Annotated in this window: 18 protein-coding genes and 1 riboswitch; of the genes, 11 read left to right on the forward strand and 7 right to left on the reverse strand. The window is 60.9% G+C overall.

The window, feature by feature from the left end:
* The 3 genes from RVY79_RS12260 (at position 1) to RVY79_RS12270 (ending at position 4,165) form a co-directional block, all read left to right on the forward strand.
* Positions 1–1,290, forward strand: coding sequence for an FAD-binding oxidoreductase (locus RVY79_RS12260; RefSeq protein ID WP_317464482.1), 1,290 nt, complete (start codon positions 1–3; stop codon positions 1,288–1,290).
* 77 nt (positions 1,291–1,367) lie between these two features.
* On the forward strand, positions 1,368–2,732 hold the full coding sequence (locus tag RVY79_RS12265) for a Na+/H+ antiporter NhaC family protein (RefSeq protein WP_317464483.1): 1,365 nt from the start codon (positions 1,368–1,370) through the stop codon (positions 2,730–2,732).
* Positions 2,732–4,165 (forward strand): FAD-binding oxidoreductase, encoded by a 1,434-nt coding sequence (locus RVY79_RS12270; protein ID WP_317464484.1) that lies wholly within the window; start codon positions 2,732–2,734, stop codon positions 4,163–4,165. The genes RVY79_RS12265 and RVY79_RS12270 overlap by 1 nt, the downstream gene beginning before the upstream one ends.
* A gap of 11 nt (positions 4,166–4,176) precedes the next feature.
* On the opposite strand, the gene RVY79_RS12275 is transcribed toward RVY79_RS12270, so the two are convergent.
* Together RVY79_RS12275 and RVY79_RS12280 are read right to left on the reverse strand one after the other, a co-directional pair.
* The gene (locus tag RVY79_RS12275; RefSeq protein WP_317464486.1) at positions 4,177–4,428 is read right to left on the reverse strand and encodes a helix-turn-helix transcriptional regulator; all 252 of its coding nucleotides are present in this window, start codon (positions 4,426–4,428) and stop codon (positions 4,177–4,179) included.
* 153 nt (positions 4,429–4,581) lie between these two features.
* Positions 4,582–5,796 carry an FAD-dependent oxidoreductase gene (locus tag RVY79_RS12280; protein WP_317464488.1) on the reverse strand — a complete coding sequence of 405 codons (1,215 nt, stop codon included), beginning with the start codon at positions 5,794–5,796 and terminating at the stop codon, positions 4,582–4,584.
* Positions 5,797–6,247: 451 nt separating this feature from the next.
* A riboswitch (TPP riboswitch) is annotated at positions 6,248–6,371 on the forward strand.
* Between the two features lie 82 nt (positions 6,372–6,453).
* On the opposite strand from RVY79_RS12280, the gene tenA reads away from it, so the two are divergent.
* The gene (gene tenA, locus RVY79_RS12285; protein WP_317464489.1) at positions 6,454–7,125 is read left to right on the forward strand and encodes a thiaminase II; all 672 of its coding nucleotides are present in this window, start codon (positions 6,454–6,456) and stop codon (positions 7,123–7,125) included.
* Positions 7,126–7,140: 15 nt separating this feature from the next.
* Here the strand turns inward: tenA and RVY79_RS12290 are convergent, their stop codons facing one another.
* Positions 7,141–8,397 carry an MFS transporter gene (locus RVY79_RS12290; protein WP_317464490.1) on the reverse strand — a complete coding sequence of 419 codons (1,257 nt, stop codon included), beginning with the start codon at positions 8,395–8,397 and terminating at the stop codon, positions 7,141–7,143.
* A gap of 197 nt (positions 8,398–8,594) precedes the next feature.
* On the opposite strand from RVY79_RS12290, the gene RVY79_RS12295 reads away from it, so the two are divergent.
* Genes RVY79_RS12295 through RVY79_RS12305 form a run of 3 tightly spaced genes read left to right on the forward strand, consistent with a single transcriptional unit; the run spans position 8,595 to position 10,541 of the window.
* Entirely contained in the window at positions 8,595–8,891 is a 297-nt protein-coding gene (locus RVY79_RS12295; protein WP_317464492.1) for a YciI family protein, read from the forward strand.
* 8 nt (positions 8,892–8,899) lie between these two features.
* Positions 8,900–9,244, forward strand: a complete 345-nt coding sequence (locus RVY79_RS12300) for a hypothetical protein (protein ID WP_317464493.1) — start codon at positions 8,900–8,902, stop codon at positions 9,242–9,244.
* Between the two features lie 43 nt (positions 9,245–9,287).
* Positions 9,288–10,541: an AGE family epimerase/isomerase gene (locus RVY79_RS12305; protein WP_317464494.1), complete on the forward strand. Its 1,254-nt coding sequence runs from the start codon at positions 9,288–9,290 to the stop codon at positions 10,539–10,541.
* Here RVY79_RS12305 and RVY79_RS12310 read toward each other — a convergent pair.
* Positions 10,525–11,631 carry a hypothetical protein gene (locus RVY79_RS12310; protein WP_317464495.1) on the reverse strand — a complete coding sequence of 369 codons (1,107 nt, stop codon included), beginning with the start codon at positions 11,629–11,631 and terminating at the stop codon, positions 10,525–10,527. The genes RVY79_RS12305 and RVY79_RS12310 overlap by 17 nt on opposite strands.
* 1 nt (position 11,632) lies before the next feature.
* Positions 11,633–13,297, reverse strand: a complete 1,665-nt coding sequence (locus tag RVY79_RS12315) for a hypothetical protein (protein WP_317464497.1) — start codon at positions 13,295–13,297, stop codon at positions 11,633–11,635.
* 235 nt (positions 13,298–13,532) lie between these two features.
* On the opposite strand from RVY79_RS12315, the gene yghU reads away from it, so the two are divergent.
* On the forward strand, positions 13,533–14,402 hold the full coding sequence (gene yghU / locus RVY79_RS12320) for a glutathione-dependent disulfide-bond oxidoreductase (protein ID WP_317464498.1): 870 nt from the start codon (positions 13,533–13,535) through the stop codon (positions 14,400–14,402).
* 24 nt (positions 14,403–14,426) lie between these two features.
* On the opposite strand, the gene RVY79_RS12325 is transcribed toward yghU, so the two are convergent.
* Positions 14,427–15,200, reverse strand: a complete 774-nt coding sequence (locus RVY79_RS12325) for an HAD-IIA family hydrolase (RefSeq protein WP_317464499.1) — start codon at positions 15,198–15,200, stop codon at positions 14,427–14,429.
* A 133-nt stretch (positions 15,201–15,333) separates the two neighbouring features.
* Here RVY79_RS12325 and RVY79_RS12330 point away from each other — a divergent pair, with 133 nt between their 5' ends.
* Complete coding sequence (locus tag RVY79_RS12330; protein WP_317464500.1) at positions 15,334–16,584, forward strand: dicarboxylate/amino acid:cation symporter; 1,251 nt, start codon at positions 15,334–15,336, stop codon at positions 16,582–16,584.
* Between the two features lie 102 nt (positions 16,585–16,686).
* A complete protein-coding gene (gene hemG, locus RVY79_RS12335; protein ID WP_317464501.1) occupies positions 16,687–18,117 on the forward strand; it encodes a protoporphyrinogen oxidase in 1,431 nt (476 codons plus the stop codon).
* A 10-nt stretch (positions 18,118–18,127) separates the two neighbouring features.
* Here the strand turns inward: hemG and RVY79_RS12340 are convergent, their stop codons facing one another.
* On the reverse strand, positions 18,128–19,132 hold the full coding sequence (locus tag RVY79_RS12340; RefSeq protein WP_317464502.1) for an NADP-dependent oxidoreductase: 1,005 nt from the start codon (positions 19,130–19,132) through the stop codon (positions 18,128–18,130).
* A 329-nt stretch (positions 19,133–19,461) separates the two neighbouring features.
* Here RVY79_RS12340 and RVY79_RS12345 point away from each other — a divergent pair, with 329 nt between their 5' ends.
* Positions 19,462–20,655 carry an aldose epimerase family protein gene (locus RVY79_RS12345; RefSeq protein WP_317464503.1) on the forward strand — a complete coding sequence of 398 codons (1,194 nt, stop codon included), beginning with the start codon at positions 19,462–19,464 and terminating at the stop codon, positions 20,653–20,655.
* The last annotated feature ends 3 nt before the right edge of the window (positions 20,656–20,658 follow it).

Here is a 20,658-nt window from a genome sequence, read left to right on the forward strand (position 1 = left end):
ATGCCCCAGGAACGCTGCGCTTCCTATTACACCGCGTCGGTCGCCGAGGAGTCCGACTACCCGCGCCTGGAAGGCGAGCACCGGGTCGATGTGGCCATCGTCGGCGGCGGCTTCACTGGCGTGGCCACCGCGGTCGAACTGGCCGAACGCGGTTATCGTGTCGCCATCGTCGAGGCCAACAAGATCGGCTGGGGCGCCAGCGGGCGCAACGGCGGCCAGGTCACCGGTAGCCTCTCCGGTCAGGATGCCATGGCCAAGCAGATGCGACGTACGCTGGGCGAGGACGCCAAGGAGTTCGTCTGGAATCTGCGCTGGCGGGGGCACCGGATCATCCGCGAGCGGGTAGCGAAATACGGTATTGCCTGCGATCTCAAGCAAGGCCATCTGCAGGCGGCCTACAAACCGAGCCATGTGAAGGCGCTGCGCCAGGACTACGAGGAATCGCAGCATCATGCGATCGGCGAGCATGTGCAGTGGCTCGATGCCGAGGCGGTGCGCGGTGTCATCGGTACCACGCTTTACCACGGCGCGATCCGCAACGACTACAACATGCACCTGCATCCGCTGAACCTGTGCCTCGGCGTGGCCCGTGCCGCGGCAACCTTGGGCGCACTGATCTTCGAGCACTCGCCGGTTGTCGACATCCAGCATGGCGAACAGCCCGCCGTGATCGGCGAGCATGGCCGCGTCAGGGCGGACAGCGTGATCCTTGCCGGCAATGCCTATCATCGGCTCGAACGCAAGCAGCTCAAGGGCAAGCTTTTCCCTGCGGCGCTGGGAATCGTGACCACCGCGCCACTGACACCCGAGCAGGCGCAGGCCATCAACCCCGAGGACCTGGCGGTCTACGACACGCGCTTCGTGCTCGACTACTACCGGCTGACTGCCGACAAGCGTCTGTTGTTCGGCGGCGGCGCCAACTACTCGGGACGCAATTCGGAGGACATTGCCGGCGAGCTGCGCCCGCGCCTTGAAGGCACCTTCCCTCAGTTGAAGAACATCGCCATCGATTTCCAGTGGCAAGGCATGGCGGGCATCGTCATCAACCGCATTCCTCAACTCGGCAAGCTCTCGAACAACGTCTACTACGCCCAGGGCTATTCCGGCCACGGCATAGCAACATCGCACATCGTCGGCGAGATCATGGCCAATGCCGTTTCCGGCACGCTCGAGGAGTTCGATGCCTTCGCTGGCGTTCGACACATCCGCATCCCGCTCGACGACCGGCTTGGCAATGCACTGCTCGCGGCCGGCATGTGGTACTACCAATTACTCGAAAAACTGAAATAGCGGCGCTTTTGCGCCCGACAATTCGGCTTCCCGTCATTCACGAAGGCACAACAACAACTCCGCTGAGGTGAGACACGATGGAATATGACAATCCCCTTGTCCTGCTGCCCACGGCAATCGTTTTGATACTCGCGCTGTGGACACGACGCGCTCTCGAACCCCTGGTGCTGGGGGCCTTCATCGGTACCTTGATGATCGACCCCGGCAATGCCTTGAGCAGCCTCACCGAGGATCTGCTCACGGTCATGACCAACGAGGATGTCGCCTGGGTCATCATGGTCTGCGGCCTGATGGGCAGTATCATCGCGCTGCTGCTCAAGTCCGGCTCCTCCCGGGCATTCGCCGACAAGCTGATGCGATACACGACCAACAAGCCCCGCGCGCTGCTGGGCTGCTGGATCATGGGCATCATCCTGTTCGTCGACGACTACCTGAACTCCCTGGCCGTCGGCACCTCGATGCGCAAGGTCACCGACCGCTTCAAGACGTCCCGGGAAATGCTGGCCTACGTGGTCGACTCGACGGCGGCGCCCATCAGCGTGCTGATCCCGATCTCGACCTGGGCGGTCTTCTTCGGCGCCTTGCTCGAGAGCAACGGCGTGGCGGAGGATGGCCAGGGGGTGTGGACCTACATCCAGGCTATTCCCTTCATGTTCTACCCGTGGGTCGCGGTGATCCTGGTGCCGCTTTTCATCTTCCGCTGGATTCCTGCCTTCGGCCCGATGAAGAAGGCCGAGCAGCGTGCCGAAAAGCAAGGGCAGTGCGTGCCTCCCGGCGCTGAACACATCGATGACGAGATTGCCCACCTCGAAGCGGACACCCATGCGAAAGGCAGCATCTGGTCCTTTCTGTTGCCCATGGCGTCGTTGGCCTTCTTTACCTGGTGGTTCGATCTCGATTTCCTGATGGGCATCTTCGTGACCCTGGCCGGGATGATCGTGGCCTTCATCGGGTTCAAGAAGCTGTCGCCCAGCGAGACGTTCGATAACATTCTGGAAGGCTTCAAGTCGATGCTGGATGCACTGGCGGTGCTGGTCGCTGCTTTCCTGTTCAATGAGGTCAATACGTCGCTAGGGCTCGCCGACTATGTCATCACCACGGTCGAGCCACTGGTCAGCGCGCAAATGCTGCCGTTCGTCATCTTTACCGTGATGGGCTTCGTCTCCTTCGCCACCGGGTCCAACTGGGGCGTGTTCGTGATCATCCTGCCGATCGTCGCCGTGCTGGGCCAGAATCTGGGGGCCGACATGACCCTGGTGATCGGCGCCACGCTCTCCGCCAGCACCTTCGGCAGCCACGCGTGCTTCTACTCCGATGCCACGGTGCTGACCGCTCAAGCTAGCGGCTGCACACCGTTCCAGCATGCCTTTACCCAGCTGCCTTATGCGGCCCTGGCGGGCTGTATTGCCGCCGCAGGCTACCTGGTATTGGGGTATATGTGATGACTGATTCTAGAAAGTACGCCATGCACGACGATGCGTGTTGCAATTTCTGGGCCTCTACGCTCGCCGAGCAGCCGACATCGCGCCCGCGCCTGTCCGGGAAGGTACAGGCCGACGTCGTCATCGTCGGCGCCGGCTTCACCGGGCTGTGGACTGCCTATTACCTGAAGCGGCTTGCCCCCGCGCTGGAGATCGTCGTGCTCGAGGCGGAACGCGTCGGCCATGGCGCCTCCGGGCGCAACGGTGGTTGGGTGGTAGGCAATCTGGCCGGCCTGGAGCGGCATATCGGGGGCTTGCCACTGCAAGAGCGGCGCGAGTGTTGTGGCGTGGTCGCCGATAACGTCGACGAGATCGGCCGGGTGCTCGCACGCGAGGGGATCGCCGCCGATTTCAACAAGGGCGGCGCGATCTATGCGGCAGCGCGCTACCGGGATCAGATCGCCATCCAGCGCGATTACCTCCACCACCTCCATGAACTCGGCCATAGCGAGGAGGATTGCCACTGGCTCGATGCCGAACAATTGGCGGAGAAGGCCCGCTTTCGCGACGGCTACGGTGGTATCTACCATCGTCAAGTCGCCACGCTGAACCCGGCCAAGCTGGTGGCGGGCCTGGCTGAGCTCGTCGAACGTCTCGGCGTCACGATCCACGAGCACAGCCGCGCCACTTACCTGGGTCGACACGAAGTGAGCACTCACGAGGGGAGCGTCGAGGCACCGACGGTCGTGTGTGCCACCGAGGGTTACGCCGATCGCTTTCATGACTTCAAGCGCCATGTGATTCCGGTGCAGAGTCTGGTGATCGCCACCGAGCCGCTTTCAGATGCCACGTGGCAAGCGGTCGGGATGTCCGAACGCCTCGCCTTCTCCGACGCCAGCCGGTTGATCAATTACGGTCATCGCACCGCCGACGGGCGCATCGTTTTCGGCGCCCGCGGCAACTATCGTCTCGGCGCCCGGCCCAAGGCCGGCCAGGCCATCGGCGACGAGGCGATTCGTATGCGGCGGGATCTGCTGGTCGATCTTCTGCCCGCGCTGGAAGGGGTCAGGATCGACTACGGCTGGGGCGGCTCGCTGGGCTTGTCGCGCAATTTCCGACCACATGCGATTTTCGACCATAACAGCGGTCTTGCCACGGCCGGCGGCTATGCCGGTGAAGGCGTGGCCGCCTCGCATTTATTCGGGCGTACATTAGCGGACATGATCCTGGGCCGCGATACCCACCTGGCGCGGATGCCGTGGGCCTTTACCAACGCGAGTCATCGGCAGTTGATCAAACGCTGGGAAGCCGAGCCGTTGCGCTGGCTCGCCGCACAAGCGATCACCTACAGCTACGCTGGAGAAGAGTCATTGATGCGTCGTGGCAAGTCGGTACCGCTGCTCAAGCGATCACTCAAGCGGGTGAACGATTACTTCGCCTCGATCATCGAATGATCGCCGAGCTGCTATCCAACCCCCTTGCGCTGCACGATGACTTCGAGACCCATGAGATCGAGTACATCCAGAACTTTCTGGAGCTGCAGCGTCGGTTTACCCCGCTCCAGGTCAACGATGAAGCGATTTCCGGTGCCGGCCAGCCCGGCCAAGTCGGTCTGTAGCAATGATTGTTCGGCACGCGCCTGGCGTACCAGCTTGCCGAGGTCTTCGCTGTGACGAATGCGGTCGCCAAATGTTTTGGATGGGGGGGAGTCGGCCATTTACGTTCCTGATCTATAATTACCGTTCGGTAAGTGTAGCGTCATATATCGTGACTTTCAGCATTATAATTACTGAGCGGTAATTTATGACGCCACGAGAGGCTTGATGGCCGGTTAGTGACCGAACGGTAATTTTTAGTGGCTTTACGCTTGTCAATCTCCCACGCGCCGGAAGGAGAATAGCTCGGCCAGTGAGTGCTCTCGGCCTTCGATCAGGGCGCGTAGCAGGTCGGCGCCTATCATGCTGTAGCTGATGCCGTTGCCACCGTAGGCCATGGCGAAGTGGATGCGATCACCGTATTGCGGGTGAGGGCCGAAGAAGGGCAGGCCATCATCGGTTTCGGCAAAGGTGCCGCCCCAGGAAAACGTGGGATTGAGTGATAGATGAGGGAATAGCGTTTCCACTTGCTCGATCAAGGTTTCAGCCTTTTGGCCTACGCGTTGATCACGCTTGGCGGGGATATCGATATCGTCGTCCTCGCCACCGACCATTAGCCGGCCATCGCCGGTGGTGCGCATGTAGAGGTAAGGGCGCGCGGATTCCCAGACCAGTGTCGAGGCGAGTTCGCCCAGCACGTCTGCTGCGATGGGGTCGGTGATAAAGGCATAACTGCTGCGGTTGATGGCGACGTTGTCATCGAGCCAGGTTTGCGCTTCATAGCCTGCGGCGACGATGAGATGCTGACAGGCGAGTGAGTGGCCGCTGGTAGTGGTGAGCGTGACGCCGCGTGCGTGCGGCGTGACGTTGTCGACTTCGGTGCGGTCATACACCCGTCCGCCCGCATCGAGTACGCGGTCGAGCAGTTTGTAGGCCATACGGTAAGGGTCGAGGCGCGCGGCGAGATGCGTCAGGATCGCCCCGGGAGCGCTGAAGCTGAAGCGTTCCGAGATGGCTTCCTGGGGTAGCCAATCGGCGGCAAAGCCGTACCGACGGCGCATCTTCCATTCGCGATAGAGACTATCGACATCGCTTTCGTCGCTGGCGTAATACAGGCTGCTTTGCATGGCGAAATCGACATCGCCGAGAGCGTCGGCTAGGCCCTTGAGGCGTTCGATGGCCTGTGCGCAAGCGCGATAGGCCAGCACGGCATCGGCCTCGCCGTAGCGTGCGGCAAGATCGGTCATGTGGGTATCGATCTCGTATTGAATCAGCGCGGTGCTGGCCGCCGAACTGCCCCAGCCCACATCACGGCGCTCCAGCACGATGACATCATGTCCATGCTGAGCCAATTCATCGGCGATCAAGGCGCCGGTGATACCGCCCCCGATGATGGCGACCTCGCAGGTCAAGTCCTGGTCGAGCTTGGGAAAGGCCTGTAGCAGTCCGTTCTTGACTGCCCAGAAAGGATAGCCGCTTTTGAGGTCCATACAGGCTCCGTGAGCAAGGAAAGGCGATCCTCGTAAGATAGACGCGAATGACGTGGTGGGTTGGACTATCGCTGTATTACGCAAAGTTGGCGCCTTCTCTCGCCCGAGCACGAGAGGAAAATCTTTCTATCTCATGAGAAAGCATGGTTTAGCTTGGCAGCCATCTGGGCCACTTCGACCACATCAAGGCTTAACGCCAACTCCTGGCTCTTTAGACCTTCTATCGGCATCCAGCGTGCCTCCAGAGCATCATCGCCGGCAACGGGGTCGCCAGAAATCCATTGGCACAAGACCGCTATAAGCACAAAGTGCTGTTTAATTATTCCGGCGTCATCCCAGGCGCTGAGCGATATTAGAACGCTCCTGCTGTGATTTCGCCTCGTGTGCCTCAGGACTGACCCTCTCCCGTGCGGTTGTTGAAAAAACAACCTCCGGTTGGCTAGTGTGTCTAGCGTGCTTGACGGGGTGCCGGACGACCGGCTGAGAGGTGCAAGGCCCATGGGCCTGGCTAGTGCATCGACCCGTTGAACCTGATCCGGGGAATGCCTGCGTATGCAGGCGGGTACTGGCGTAGGGAATCAAGCGAGTCAATGACAACACACCCGCTTACCTCTCCTGGTCTCCGGATCCTCTACTTGCCAACGACCGGAGACGATCATGGGCTATAGTTTCAACGATCTAAAAAACGCGTGCGCGGCCGATTGGCAGGCGTACATCCAGCACGATTTCGTGCGCCGATTGGGCGCCGGTACGCTCGAGTCGGACGCTTTTCGCTATTATCTCCAGCAGGACTATCTGTTCATTCAGCATTTTGCGCGGGCGTATGCATTGGCGATCTATAAAAGCCGCAATATGGCAGATCTGCGCCAAGCCTTTGACAGTCTCAAGGCCATCATTGATACCGAGCTGACGCTGCATGTCGACTACTGCCGGCAATGGGGGATCACCGATCATGACTTGGCTCGGTTGCCAGAAGACCGGGCCACCATGGCCTACACGCGCTACGTGCTCGATGCCGGCAACCGGGGCGATTTACTCGACATGCACGTGGCACTCGCTCCGTGTCTGGTGGGTTATGGCGAAATCGCCAATACTCTCAACAGCGACCCCACGACGGTTCGCGATGCCAATCCCTACGATGCCTGGATCGCAATGTACGAAAGCGACGCGTTCCAGAGCGCCATGCGCAGCGAAATCGCATGGCTGGATGAACGACTGGCCGACGTGACCGAGCAGCGCTTTGACGAGCTCGCCGGTGTTTTTCGAGATGCGACCCGTCTTGAAATCGACTTCTGGCAAATGGGGCTCGACTGGCAAGTCAGCCAATAATCAGATCAGTCCATGTCACGGCTCATGTTGGCGATCAGCCCCTTGCGGTCGACGATGCAAGCGCTGCCGGCGCTGTTGAATCAGCATGATACTCCCGATCAGGGCGGCGATGACGCCGGCACTGGCGCCGACGCTCATCGCCCAGCGTGGTCCGGCGTGATCGGCGAGCCAGCCGACGACGGGGGCGCCAAGCGGCGTGCCGCCCATGGTGATCGCCATGCGTAATGCCATTACTCGGCCGCGCATTGTTGGTTCCGTCGAGAGCTGAATCAGTGCGTTGGACGCGGTCATGAAGGTCAGTGCCGCCAGGCCCGTCAGCATCAGGGCGGCGGCGAAGAGGTATGCGTTGGGGGCGAGCGCCGCCAGACCGCAGCAGACACCGAATCCCAGAGTAGAGCAACACAGCAGTCGCATATGCGGGCGCTCGCGCTTGGCGGCCAATAGCGCGCCCGCGACCGAACCGACGGCCAAGGATGAGGTCAGGAAGCCGTACAGGCTCGCTTCGCCGTGAAACGCCTTCACCGACATGGTGGAAATATAGACCGCGAAGTTGAAGCCGAAGGTGCCGATCATGAAGAGCATCAGCAAGATGGCTTTCAACTCGGGGCGCCGCCAGACATAACGGAAGCCTTCCGTCAGTCCGCCGGCGTTATGCCTTGGCCGAGCGACGGGGAGCAGTTCGTCGAGCCGCAGTAGACATAGCGACCCGAGCACGGCGGCGAATGAGGCCGCATTGATCATGAAGACCCAGCCGCTGCCGACGGCGGCGATCAACAATCCGGCAACGGCGGGGCCGATCATCCGTGCAGCGTTGAAGGAGGTCGAATTGAGGGCCACTGCGTTGGAGAGATGCTTTTCGCCGACCAGGTCGTTGACGAAGGTCTGACGAGCGGGGGCGTCGAAGGCCGTGACGCAGCCGAGCCCCAAGGCGAAGACATAGACCTGCCAAAGTGTCACTACGCCGGTGAGGGTGACCAGCCCCAGCCCTATTGCCAATAGTCCAAGCAATGCCTGAGTGAGAAGGATCAGCCGGCGGCGGTCGAAATGGTCGGCGGCATAGCCGGTCAGCGGGAGCAGCAGCAATTGCGGGCCGAACTGCAAGGCGATGGTGATGCCCACGGCACTGGCATCGTGATCGGTGAGCACGGTCAGTACCAGCCAGTCCTGTGCGATGCGCTGCATCCAAGTGCCGATATTGGAGACCAGGGCGCCGATAGCCCACACTCGGTAATTGTAAAAACGTAGCGAGCGAAAAAGGCGGGTATCGCTCATGCCATGCGTGGCGGCTGGTTGACGACGTGAGCGCTATTGGTCGAGTTGCGGTGCATGAGCATCTCGGGTCAGGTGAAAGGGGCCAGGGTGGCGGCGTTAATACCTTACTTACCGTTGTACCACGGCCTGGCCTCACGCATGATTCAGACCATGGTGGCAACGCCCCCGATTCAATATTTTTGAGACAAGAGAACATCATGCCGCAATATGCCGTAGTGGCCTACGATTACACCGATGTCGAGGCGCTGGATCGCCGTCTGGCCAATCGCGATGCGCATCTGAACGGCGTGTGCCAGCTCGCCCGTGAGGGCTGTTTCCTTAGCGGCGGGGCGATTCTGGATGACAACGGCAAGATGATGGGTTCCAGCGTGCACTTCCAGTTCGCCGACCGCCATGCGCTGGAGGCGTGGCTTGAGACGGAACCCTACATGACCGGTCGTGTGTGGGAGCGCGTCGATATTCGCGAAGTCAAACTGTTCGACCCGAGCGCTTGAGCGAGACCATGTCCGATAGTCCGCTACCGCTTGCCGCCGTGCGCGAAACGCTCGAAGCGGCGCCGCGAGAGAAGCTGCCAATGACCTACCAGGAGGTCGCTGACGCGCTCGGCTTGCAGCCACCGCGTACCATCCAGCGTGTTGCCCAGGCGCTGGAGGTCTTGATGCGTGAAGACGCCGCTCAAGGTCGACCCTTCATCGCCGCGCTGGTCGTCAGTCGCCGCGCGCCGCACATGCCGGCCCGTGGCTTCTTCGAACTGGCCGTCGAGCTGGGGCGTTTTCCCGCCGATACCGCCTTGCATGCTCAGGCGTGGCGGGAGGAATACCAGCGCGTGCTGGCGGCGCGTGAGTGAATTCCGTTGGCCCTACTTATCCAGAACTCAAGGCGTGTATGACATGACAGATAACAATCGCTCACTATCACGGCGCTGGTTGGATACCGATACACACCATCATTGGCTGATGCGGGAGGGCTTGAGGCTGCTCGATTTTCACCGTCAGGCGCGGCTCGACAGCGGCGGTTTCGCGCCGCTGGACGGCGATGGCCGGATTCTTGAAGGCGCCGGCGCCGATACAATGATTACCGGGCGCATGGCGCATAGCTATGGATTGGCGGCGATGCAGGGCGTGCCCGGCGCGGCCGCGCTGGCCGAGCATGCCATACGTGCCTTGAGCGGTTTGCTGCGTGACGAGCAGGATGGCGGCTGGCTGGTGGCCGATCCCGCTTCGACGGAGGATCGCACCAAGCAGTGCTACCTGCATCACTTCGTCGCCCTGGGGGCCGCGACGGCGACCCAGGCGGGCATCCCCGGTGCAGCACGGCTGCTCGATGAAGTGGTCGAGGTCATCGAGACGCGCTTCTGGTCGGAGAGCGAGCAGGCCTTTGTCGAAAGTTATGCGCAAGGATGGCGTGAGCTGGCGGACTATCGTGGCGGCAACAGCAACATGCATGGCGTGGAGCTGTGCCTGGCGTTGGCCGATGTGCGCGATGAGCCACATTGGCTGGATCGGGCGCTGGCTGTCGTCGAGCGCTTGATCCATCAGCACGCGGCGCCGCGCGACTATCGCATACTCGAACACTTTCATGGCGACTGGTCCGAATGGCTGACGTTTCATGCCGACGAGCCGGACCATGATTTCACCCCCTATGGCGCCACGCCCGGACACGGCTTCGAATGGTCGCGCCTGATGCTGCATCTGGAGGCGGCGCTCGAGGCGCGTGGGCGGGAGGCGCCCGCGTGGCTGTTCGCGGACGCCGCTGCGCTGTTCGAGGCCAGCCTACGTGACGGCTGGGCCTGTGACGGTGCGCCTGGGTTGGTTTACACTGTGGATTGGCAGGGCCAGCCAAGCTCCCGGCGGCGGCGCCACTGGACGCATGCCGAAGCGTTGGCAGCGGCTGGGGCTTTCCTGCAGCGCACCGGCGAGGCGCACTATGAGCATTGGTATCGCCATGTGTGGGACTTCATCGACACCACCTTCATCGACCGGGCACGTGGCGGCTGGCAGCAAGAACTGGATCATCGCCTCGCTATCGACATGGCGCAGGGCGACGTCAAACCCGATCTCTATCACGCTTACCAAGCCACCTTGCTGCCGCGTCTACCGCTGGCGCCCGCGTTGGCCGTGGCGGTAGCTATGCAAGATAGTTGAGCGGCAGATACGGGTAAGCGATGCCAACCCCACCGGCAATAGCGAGCAAGGTCATGCCGGCCCACAGCCAATAGGTGCGTCGACGCTGTGCCTTGGCGTCGGTGCGTTGCTGCTGGTGCAACTGGCCAAGCTCGGTGCGTAGCAGCGTTATTTCTTTATCACTTTGTGTCGTACGCTCGTCTATTTGTCGCGAGAGTGTCTCGTGAGTCTTGGCTATGTCGGTATCGAGCTGTGCTTGCAACTCTTGCCGAGCTTGCGAGATAGCCTCGGACAGAGAGGACTGGCGTGAAAGGAAGTCGCGCTGTTGCGTCTCGACCTCGCCTCGTAGCGTGGCGATGTCGGCGCGTGTTGCTTCCTCGAGTGTCGTCTTGATGTGCTCCAGACGTGAAGTCAATGCTTCTTGCCGCTGTTCCTGTCGGCTTTCAGCATGCTGCTGCTTTTCAAGCTGATGGCGTTCGGATACCGCGAGACGCTCTTGTAGCTCGGCATGCACTCGGTCGATTTCCGTCTGGGCGCTTTCTTGCTGAGCGACCAAGGCAGCATCGATCTCCTGGACGCGCGTCGCGAATTCTTCCAGAAGCCGGTCCTTGGTCGATGTGACTTCCTCGGCGATGTCGATGAGCTGCTGGCCATGCTCAGCGGTTAGACCTTGAACATTGAGGAGGTTGGTGACGTATTGGCGCAGCTCGGTTGCCTGCTGGGATATGCTGGCCTGATGCTCTTCCAGTTTTCGAGTGTGATTGGCCAGTGACTCGGCCTTTTCTTTCAAATCGCTTTGCTGTTGGCCCAGTTGATTTTGTTGTGCCACGAGTTGTTGCGACTGCATGGTGCTGATCATCATCAGCTGGGCCAATGTTTTGGAAAATTCCGCCTGCAGCTCGTGGGCATCGAGCTGCGCATCTTTTAGTTCTTTGCCATTGAAGAGGCGCCCCAGGAAACCGCGTTGCTCATGTTTGTCGCGAATATCCTTGAAATCATCCAGACGCTTGAAGGTCTCATGGAACTTCTCATAAATGTCGTTGATATCAATATGCTGTAGCAGTTCTTTAGGCGGCTGGGTCTTGGCGAGCTGGGCAATGACGTTGGACATCTCATGTTTCCTTATGAGATCGGTTGAGAAGGCGGGAGAGTTTTGCGTTGACTTCTTGTTGAGTACGCGTGGCGCTGTCGAGGTTGGTGAGCGTTTCGTCGTGCGCCGAGCGCGTGTCTGCGGCGGCCAAGTTGGCATTAGTCATGGCGCTGTCGGCATCGCTTAACCGATGTTTGACGGCCTCGTTGATGTCTAATGACGTCTTGAAACTGGCAGAGAGCTGAAACTGGACGTCGATATGCTCGGCCGTGCGTTGGATGAGCGCCTGATAACCTTCCAACGCCTCGATTTGGCCATTCAAGTAGGCGGTACCCTTGTCGAGCATCCAGTCGATTAGCGAGTCGATGGCATACATCAGCAGTGCCGTCGCCAATCCGGTCAACAACCCGGTGATGACGGGGGAGATGAAACCTGCGATGGGCGCCAATGGAGGAATGCTGAGCAAGAAGGCGTTAAGGGACTCTTCCCACACCATGCCGACCCCGAGTGTGAAAAGCCCGGCAACGCTTTTGGTAATGGCGCGTAGCCTTTCTTCACGGCTCATCCCTTCGGGAGGCCAGAGCATCATCTTTAATGCATCCCATAATTGATGAATGCCTTCGCGGATAATCGTGACCACCTTGGCGGAGGTGGTGATGAGGTTGTTGATGAGGAAGGTAAGAAGGTTACTGATAAAGCCTTGTAGACCGCCTTTGAAGAACTCTCCAAGCGCATCTTTGAACTTGCTTTGCACACGTTTGGCCACACGTTTGATGGCAGCGCTTAAGCGGTCCAGTAGTGTGTCTGGGTGATCGCGGTCGTTAAGTACCGTTTTGATTTCGGAGAAAATACCGCTGATTAGCTCATGCAGCAGCAAGCCCATGGCGCGACGCAGTCCCATTTTTCCAAACTCACGGGTGCCGGTCTTGCCAAGTTCCTTGGCGTGGTAGATGGTTCGCTCTTTTGTATCGGGCAAGTGTTCGTCGATGGCGGTGCGTGCGTCATCAATGAGGGGACGTGTGCGTGTTTCATCGTAACCATGTTGACTGGAAAGCGCTTCCTCGGCGGGGGCGTCACTTTTTCGGCGGTTGTTCTCGAGCGTGGTGTAATTCAGGTTTTTATCATCCGAGGCGAGTGCTTGGCGGCGTTCTTCACCGAGCATCCATCCCCCTTCTTTATGCGCCTGCTTGAGCGGGACGGTGTGATCGAGTTCCGCATTCATGGCCTGCTTGCCGCCAGACGTGGTGCGTTTGGTAGGTGCCTTCTCTCCTGTATAGGCATCCGTGAAGGTGTCGGAATTCATGTCACCGTTTTTAACGGCGTCGCGCTTCTTGTGTTTCTTGGCATTCTGGTAGTCGTAGTCGTTGCGATTGTATTTTTCCGATGTCTTGGCGTAGATATCCTGATTGGCGTTGTGCTGGGTAGTGACATTGCCACCTTCGATATCATTGAACATGGCAGGCGTGAGCCCAAAGGGCCCAATCAGTTGCCTTAGCGCTTCATCGCGGCAGTGATCCAGCAATTCTTGCGTGCGCTGTTCCTTCAAGGCGCTGCGCCGCTGTGTGGGTGCTGGCCTGGTATTAAGGGCCGAAAGGTCGTGCTCGAAGATGGACTGGGAAGATGACGTCGGCGGCAGGGTATTGCCAGCCTCGAGGGAAGGGGAAAGTTCGTCCTGGGGCGCGGCCATGGCAATGCCTTATGTCAGTTCTCGGGACGCGGGCACATGGACCGCAAAAAGCGTAATTTACCCTGAGCTTTAGCACTTTGTCATGATTTGTTAAGAAAGGATTGGGCTGTGCTATCGGATTGTCCATTGAACCACCCGCCTCGCGTCCCAATGATTATCAGACTACCTTTTCAGGCGACTGGATACGTCCCGCCGCTTGGTGAGGCGTAATCCGATGCATATACCAGGAGGCTGCATGAGCCAAGAAACCGAGTACACCCCACCCCGTGTTTGGACCTGGAAGAGTGAAAGCGGCGGCAAGTTCGCCAGCATCAATCGCCCGATCGCGGGACCGACCCACGAGAAAGCGCTACCGGTGGGCGAGCATCCGTTCCAGCTTTACTCGCTGGCCACGCCCAATGGCGTCAAGGCGGGGATCATGTTCGAAGAGCTGCTGGCGTTGGGGCATCAGGGTGCCGAGTACGACGCATGGTTGATCAACATCGGAGAGGGCGATCAGTTCGGTAGCGGCTTCGTCGAGGCCAACCCCAATTCGAAGATTCCGGCGCTGATGGATCGTAGCAGCGATCAGCCGATACGCGTGTTCGAGTCGGGCTCGATTCTGCTGTATCTCGCCGAGAAGTTCGGAGAGTTGCTACCCAAGGAGCATGTGGCACGTACCGAAGCGCTCAACTGGCTGTTCTGGCAGATGGGCAGTGCGCCATTTCTGGGCGGCGGCTTCGGGCATTTCTATAGCTATGCGCCGGTCAAGCTCGAGTACGCCATCGACCGCTATGCCATGGAGACCAAGCGTCAGCTCGATGTATTGAACCGCCATCTGGCGGATCATCGCTATCTGGCCGGCGACGAGTACAGCATCGCCGATATCGCCACTTGGGCATGGTACGGGCAACTGGTGCTGGGGCGGCTCTACGATGCTGCCGAGTTCCTTCAGGTGCAGGAATATACCCACGTCGTGCGCTGGGCCGAGGAAATCGACGCACGCCCGGCAGTACTGCGCGGTCGCATGGTCAATCGCACCTTCGGGGAGCCGGAACTCCAGCTCCACGAGCGCCACGATGCCAGTGATTTCGAAACCCGGACAGAGGATAAGCGCGAGGCATAGAATGCCTCGCTCGACACGTCAGCGCTACTTCTGCAACAGGTCCGCGACCGAGTTGAGAATCTCGCGGGGCCGGAAGGGGTAGTGCTCGATTTCCTCACGTGTGGCGATGCCGGTCATCACCAGCACCGTATGCAGGCCGGCCTCGATGCCGGCGATGACGTCGGTATCCATGCGGTCGCCGATCATGCCGGTACGCTCGGAATGTGTGCCGAGTTTGTTCATGGCCGAGCGGAACATCATTGGGTTGGGCTTGCCGACGTAATACGGTTCACGTTTGGTGGCGGCGGTGATCAAGGCTGCGACCGCGCCGGTGGCGGGCAACGGCCCTTCGGGGCTGGGGCCGGTGACATCGGGGTTGGTGGCGATGAAACGTGCGCCGCCGTTGATCAAACGAATCGCACGAGTGATCGCTTCGAACGAATAGCTGCGTGTCTCGCCGAGTACCACGAAGTCCGGCGCGATATCGGTCATCACGAACCCGGCTTCGTGAATCGCCGTGGTCAGGCCGGCTTCGCCGATCACGAAGGCCGAGCCGCCGGGGGCCTGGTCGCGTAGGAAGGCGGCGGTCGCCAGGGCAGATGTCCATAGCCGGTCTTCGGGAACATCGATGCCCAGGCGCGTCAGCCGGGCACTGAGATCACGCGGCGTGTAGATGGAGTTGTTGGTGAGCACGAGAAAGGGCGTGCCATTGGCACGCCATTGATCGATCAACTCGACCGCGCCGGGCAGGGCCCGGTCCTCGCCGATCAGTACACCGTCCATGTCCGTTAACCAGCAGTCGATCGCGCGTTCGCTCATCGCCTTTGTGTCCTGTTGCTGAGTCGATGCGACCAGCATAATGGTAATGTAACGCCGCCGCAGCCTCCGTATCGGGCATTTTGCTTAACATGAGGCGAAACACGGTGTCAGCCAAACAAGAGGAGAGGGAGCGGTGAAAGCATTGTGGCAGGCCTATACGAAGAGCTCATTGATCCTGAGGGTCACGATTGCGCTGGTACTCGGCGTCGTCGTGGGTCTGGTCGGTGGCCAGGATGTCGCGGATTGGTTGGCGCCCTTCGGTGATTTGCTACTGCGGTTGTTGAAGTTTCTGATCGTGCCCATCGTGCTGTTCACGCTGATGGTGGGCATCAATCAAGCAAGCGCGGGCAGCATGGGCCGCGTCGGGCGCAAGGTGTTCGTCTACTATATCGGCACTTCGGCGCTGGCGATTGTCGTGGGGCTGGCGGTGGCCACGCTGTTTTCCCCGGGCAGCGGGATGACGCTGGATAGCAGCGCCGAGGTGTCGGTGCCGGAGAATCCCGGTATTGCCCAAGTGCTGCTAGGCGTGGTGCCGGATAACATCATCGGAGCATTCGCCGAGTTGAACCTGCTGGGTATCATCTTTACCGCCATCGTCTTCGGCATTGCCCTGTTGAAGCTGCGCACGTCCGAGTCGCACGGGGCGCTGGCCGAGCAACTGTACCGTGTGATCGAGGCGCTCAACGAGGTCACGCTCAAGGTGATGTCGGGCGTGCTGCATTACGTGCCGATCGGCGTGTTCGCCATCGTTGCCGGTACGGTGGCCGAGCAAGGGATGGAGACATTGCTGTCGCTGGGCGACATGGTGCTGGTGCTGTATATCGCTCTGGGCGTTCATCTGCTGCTCTATTGCGCCTTGATGGGGGCCTTTGGCGTCAAGCTGCGGCGGTTTTTCCACGAGGCGCGCACGCCGATGGCGACTGCTTTCGCGACCCAAAGTAGTTCCGGGACATTACCGCTGACGTTGGATGCCGCGCGGCGCATGGGATTGTCGCGCGGTGTGTACGGCTTCAGCTTGCCGCTGGGGGCGACCATCAACATGGATGGCGCGGCGATTCGCATCGCGATTTCGGCGGTGTTCGCGGCCAATGTGATCGGCGCGCCGCTGGACTTCACCAGCATGCTGGAGATCGTGCTGATCGGCACGTTGGTGTCCATCGGCACCGCCGGCGTGCCAGGCGCCGGTATCATCATGATCGCCACGGTGTTCTCGCAGGTCGGCCTGCCCATCGAGACGGTGGCCTTGCTGACTGCTATCGACGCCTTGGTGGGTATGGGCTGTACGGCACTCAACGTGACCGGCGACATGGTCGGTGCTTCGATCATCGCCCGCAGCGAAGAAGACGTGCAGCGCGATGCGTGCGTCGATGCGTCGCGCTCATGAACGCGCGTGTAGTCGGCATTGCCCGCTATGCTGGGTACCTGAATGCACCCTACGCGCCTGACCGGATGGCACGTGCCGGCGCACCCTGTCACGGGAGATGTCATGCAGTGTGAAGCACAATCCGAGGCCTCCGACCGGCAAGGCACGCGAGAAACGCGCGATGTGGTCGTCGTCGGCGGTGGGGCCAGCGGTTTGACGGCTGCACGCGCCGCGGCCCGGCGTGGGCTGAGCGTGACCTTGCTGGAACGCACGATGCAGGTCGGTGGTAATCTGCGCACCCATCGCGATGGCGACTGGCAGATCGAGCTCGGCCCCAATACTCTGATGATGAAGCCGCCGCTGCATACGCTGCTCGATGAGCTCGGCCTGCTCGATGAGGCGCAGCCCGCTAACCCGGATGCACGGCGGCGTTACATCGTCTATCGGGGCGCGCCGGTGGCACTGCCGTCCCATTGGCTCAAGGCGCCCATCAATTCGCTGATCGGTCCGCGTGGCGTGGGCGCGTTGCTGTGCGAACCGTTTCGGCGGCGTGCGCCGCAGGCCGAAGAAAGCCTGGCCGATTTCGTCACGCGGCGCTTGGGGCGTCGCGCGCTCGATCATCTGGTCGATCCCTTCGTGTCCGGTGTCTACGCCGGCGATCCCGAGCGGCTCTCGGCGCAGGCGGCGATGCCTCGGTTGGTAGCGTTGGAGCGCGAGTACGGCTCGCTGGTTCGCGGAGGGCTGGTGCGGCTGCGCCAGGCACGGCGCGCGCCGCCTGCCTTGCCGCGCGAGTGGCGTGGCCAGTTGGTGAGCTTTCCCGCCGGTCTGCAACGCCTCGCCGAGCGTTTGGCCGAGGACATCGTCGCGCAGCCCGATGCGTCGATCCACTGCGAGTGCGAGGTGAGCGGCGTGTATCGCGAGGGTGAGTACTGGCGTGTGGAGACGGCACCGGGGCAGGGTTTTCGTGCGCGAGAGCTGGTGCTGGCGGTCCCGGCGCCCACGGCTGCCGCGCTACTGGCCCCCCTCGATCCGCAAGTGGCTGCGCCGTTGGAGGCAATCGCTTATCCGCCGGTCAACGCCGTGTCGGTGGGCTTTCGTCGTGCCGATATCGCCCATCCGCTGGATGGTTTCGGCATGCTGATTCCCGGTGTCGAGCATCGCCAGACCCTGGGCGCGCTATTTTCCTCGACGCTGTTTCCCGGGCGCGCGCCTTCCGATCATGTGTTGCTCACTGCGTTTCTCGGTGGCCGTCGCCAGCCCGAGGCGGCTGCCAGCGATGACGACGCCCAGGTGGCGCAGGTCGTCGCCGATCTGCGTGATCTGTTAGGTATTAGCGGCGAACCCGTATGGCAGAGCGTGAGTCGCTGGCCGCAGGCGATTCCGCAGTACGAGTTGGGGCATCTCGAGCGTATCGCCGCCCTCGAGACGGCACTCGAGCGTCATCCGGGGCTCTCGCTGATTGGCAACTGGCGCGATGGCATCGCGGTGGGGGATTGCCTGGAGAACGGACGGCGCCTCGGCGAGCGGATCGCCGAGGCGCTGAATGAGGGGTAATCGCGGGAGTTTACAGCCGGACCAGCATCTTGCCGGTGTTGCCACCTTCGAAGAGCTTGAGGAAGGCGTCGGGCGTGCGTTCGAGGCCTTCTTCGACGGTTTCCCGGTAGTCGATCTCGCCACGCGCTACGAGCGGCCCGATTTCTTGCAGGAACTCGGGGTAGTGTTCCCAGTTTTCGGCGTCGAGGATGATGAAGCCTTCCATCCGTGCGCGACGGATCAGCACCTGGGACATATTGCTGGGGCCGGGCGTGGGCGCTTCCGCGTTATAGCTGTCGATCAAGCCACATATCGCGATGCGCGCGCCGACGCGAATGTTGTCGAGCGCGGCCTCGAGGCAGTCGCCGCCGACGTTTTCGTAGTAGACATCGAACCCGTCGGGGCTGGCGGCCTTGAGGTCGGCACTGAGTTGTTGCGCGTCTTTGCCGCGATAGCTGACCGCGCTCACGCCAAGCGATTCCAGCCATTCGAGTTTCTCCGGTGCGCCAGCGATTCCCACGACATGGCAGCCCTTGGCCTTGGCCAATTGCACGGCCAGGGAGCCGACGGCGCCGCTCGCCGCGCTGACCAGCACGCGCTCGCCTTCCTTGAGCTGGGCGATGCGGTTGAGTCCGGTCCAGGCGGTCATACCCGGCATGCCCAGCACGCCGAGGAAGGCTTGCGGCGGCACGTCGAGATCGGGCAATGCCTGCAAGCTATCGCCGGGAAGCTGCGCGATATCACGCCAGCCGCCCATGTGAACGACGCGGTCGCCGGGGGCGAAGCGGTCGTCGCGCGATTCGAGCACCTCGCCGATGGCGGCGCCTTCGAGCGGCTCGCCCAGCGTGAAGGGCGGGACGTAGGTCGTGACGCCGTCCATGCGCCCGCGCATGTAGGGATCGACCGACAGCCAGAGGTTTCGCACGCGAACGTCGCCTGCTGCCAGCTCAGGCAATGCTTGGGATTCCAGCGCGAAAAAATCCCGAGACGGCAGACCCTGAGGATGAGAATGAATGGTGAAATAGCGTGATTCCATGATGTCTCCGCTGTGATGACAGGTATGTGTCATGCTGCATACTCGGATGGGTGTGCATGTATTCATTAGATGGGCATGATGATGGCCGGACGCAAGGGGCGTTTCATGAAAACGGCCTGATGTGCTGGCGTTGGCACGACGTTGGTCTAGCGTGGGGCTGATAGGCGATGCCGCGCGAGCGGGTATCGACCCCATTCGTGCAGAGTCGATATCCATTAGGACATGCCAATGTCGTCACTCGGTTATTGGTGAGGGAGACTCGGCCCGGCTAGCGTGAAGGGGGAGGCGTCGCATGGGGTGGCGCTGAATGCGCTATCGAGAGGCCGAGGATGACACGATTTCAGATGATTCCGCGCTTGGCGCTGGGCATGGGAGTGACGTGCTTAGCGTTGAGTGTGGCACAGGCAGACGAGATGACCACACAGACTCCTTCCATCGAAAAGCATAGCTTCGGCCAACTCCCCGATGGCCGCGAGGTCGAGGCGTACCGCCTGCGCAACGGCCATGGCATCGATATGCAGGTGATTACCTATGGCGGCATCATCACGTCCCTGCGCACCCCGGACGCGCAGGGCAATGTCGACGACATCGTACTCGGTTTCGATTCCCTGGAAGCCTACCGTTCCGAGGCATATCGCAAGTCCAACCCTTATTTCGGTGCCTTGATCGGGCGTTACGGCAATCGTATCGCCGAGGGGCGCTTCACGCTCGACGGCACGACCTACGAGCTGGCAACCAACGATGGCCCCAATCATCTCCACGGGGGGGATCAAGGCTTCGACAAGCGACTCTGGCAGGCGAGCTCCTTCGAGAACGACACCGGTGTCGGCGTCGAACTGCGTTATACCAGCGAAGATGGCGAAGAAGGCTATCCCGGAACGCTCGAGACCCGCGTGCGGTATACACTAACCACTGAAGACGAAGTGATCATCGATTATCACGCCACCACCGACAAGGCGACGCCGGTCAATTTGACCCAGCACAGCTACTTCAATCTCGAAGGTGAAGGCAGCGGCCCGATCACCGATCACCGGTTGATGCTCAATGCCGATGCTTTCACGCCGGTGGGGGAGACCTTGATTCCGACGGGCGAGATTCGCGACGTAGCGGGCACGCCGTTCGATTTTCGCGAGGCCGCAGTGATCGGGGCACGCATCAATGACGACAATACCCAGCTCGAGTACGGTCAGGGCTACGATCACAATTTCGTGCTGGTGCGCGATGACGCCGAAGCAGGCGAACTGGTCAAGGCTGCTCGCGTTGTAGCGCCGGATAGTGGCCGCGTGCTGGAGATTGCCACCACCGAGCCGGGGATTCAGTTCTACTCGGGGAATTTTCTCGATGGCACGCTGACCGGCAAAGGGGGTGAGGCCTACGAAAAGCGCGGCGGGTTCGCGCTGGAAACCCAGCACTTCCCGGATTCTCCCAACCAGGCGGATTTCCCGTCGACGATTCTCAAGCCTGGCGATACCTATGAGTCGCGCACGGTATGGCGTTTTTCCACGCAGAGTGACGATAGCTGAACG

The sequence above is a fragment of the Chromohalobacter sp. HP20-39 genome (genome assembly GCF_033052815.1).
Lineage (GTDB): Bacteria > Pseudomonadota > Gammaproteobacteria > Pseudomonadales > Halomonadaceae > Chromohalobacter.

What these genes read in the sequence shown, in the direction of transcription:
- RVY79_RS12260 (WP_317464482.1), top strand. Translation starts at nt 1, where the DNA reads ATGCCCCAGGAACGCTGCGCTTCCTATTACACCGCGTCGGTCGCCGAG.
- RVY79_RS12265 (WP_317464483.1), top strand. Translation starts at nt 1,368, where the DNA reads ATGGAATATGACAATCCCCTTGTCCTGCTGCCCACGGCAATCGTTTTG.
- RVY79_RS12270 (WP_317464484.1), top strand. Translation starts at nt 2,732, where the DNA reads ATGACTGATTCTAGAAAGTACGCCATGCACGACGATGCGTGTTGCAAT.
- RVY79_RS12275 (WP_317464486.1), bottom strand. Translation starts at nt 4,428, where the DNA reads ATGGCCGACTCCCCCCCATCCAAAACATTTGGCGACCGCATTCGTCAC.
- RVY79_RS12280 (WP_317464488.1), bottom strand. Translation starts at nt 5,796, where the DNA reads ATGGACCTCAAAAGCGGCTATCCTTTCTGGGCAGTCAAGAACGGACTG.
- tenA (WP_317464489.1), top strand. Translation starts at nt 6,454, where the DNA reads ATGGGCTATAGTTTCAACGATCTAAAAAACGCGTGCGCGGCCGATTGG.
- RVY79_RS12290 (WP_317464490.1), bottom strand. Translation starts at nt 8,397, where the DNA reads ATGAGCGATACCCGCCTTTTTCGCTCGCTACGTTTTTACAATTACCGA.
- RVY79_RS12295 (WP_317464492.1), top strand. Translation starts at nt 8,595, where the DNA reads ATGCCGCAATATGCCGTAGTGGCCTACGATTACACCGATGTCGAGGCG.
- RVY79_RS12300 (WP_317464493.1), top strand. Translation starts at nt 8,900, where the DNA reads ATGTCCGATAGTCCGCTACCGCTTGCCGCCGTGCGCGAAACGCTCGAA.
- RVY79_RS12305 (WP_317464494.1), top strand. Translation starts at nt 9,288, where the DNA reads ATGACAGATAACAATCGCTCACTATCACGGCGCTGGTTGGATACCGAT.
- RVY79_RS12310 (WP_317464495.1), bottom strand. Translation starts at nt 11,631, where the DNA reads ATGTCCAACGTCATTGCCCAGCTCGCCAAGACCCAGCCGCCTAAAGAA.
- RVY79_RS12315 (WP_317464497.1), bottom strand. Translation starts at nt 13,297, where the DNA reads ATGGCCGCGCCCCAGGACGAACTTTCCCCTTCCCTCGAGGCTGGCAAT.
- yghU (WP_317464498.1), top strand. Translation starts at nt 13,533, where the DNA reads ATGAGCCAAGAAACCGAGTACACCCCACCCCGTGTTTGGACCTGGAAG.
- RVY79_RS12325 (WP_317464499.1), bottom strand. Translation starts at nt 15,200, where the DNA reads ATGAGCGAACGCGCGATCGACTGCTGGTTAACGGACATGGACGGTGTA.
- hemG (WP_317464501.1), top strand. Translation starts at nt 16,687, where the DNA reads ATGCAGTGTGAAGCACAATCCGAGGCCTCCGACCGGCAAGGCACGCGA.
- RVY79_RS12340 (WP_317464502.1), bottom strand. Translation starts at nt 19,132, where the DNA reads ATGGAATCACGCTATTTCACCATTCATTCTCATCCTCAGGGTCTGCCG.
- RVY79_RS12345 (WP_317464503.1), top strand. Translation starts at nt 19,462, where the DNA reads ATGACACGATTTCAGATGATTCCGCGCTTGGCGCTGGGCATGGGAGTG.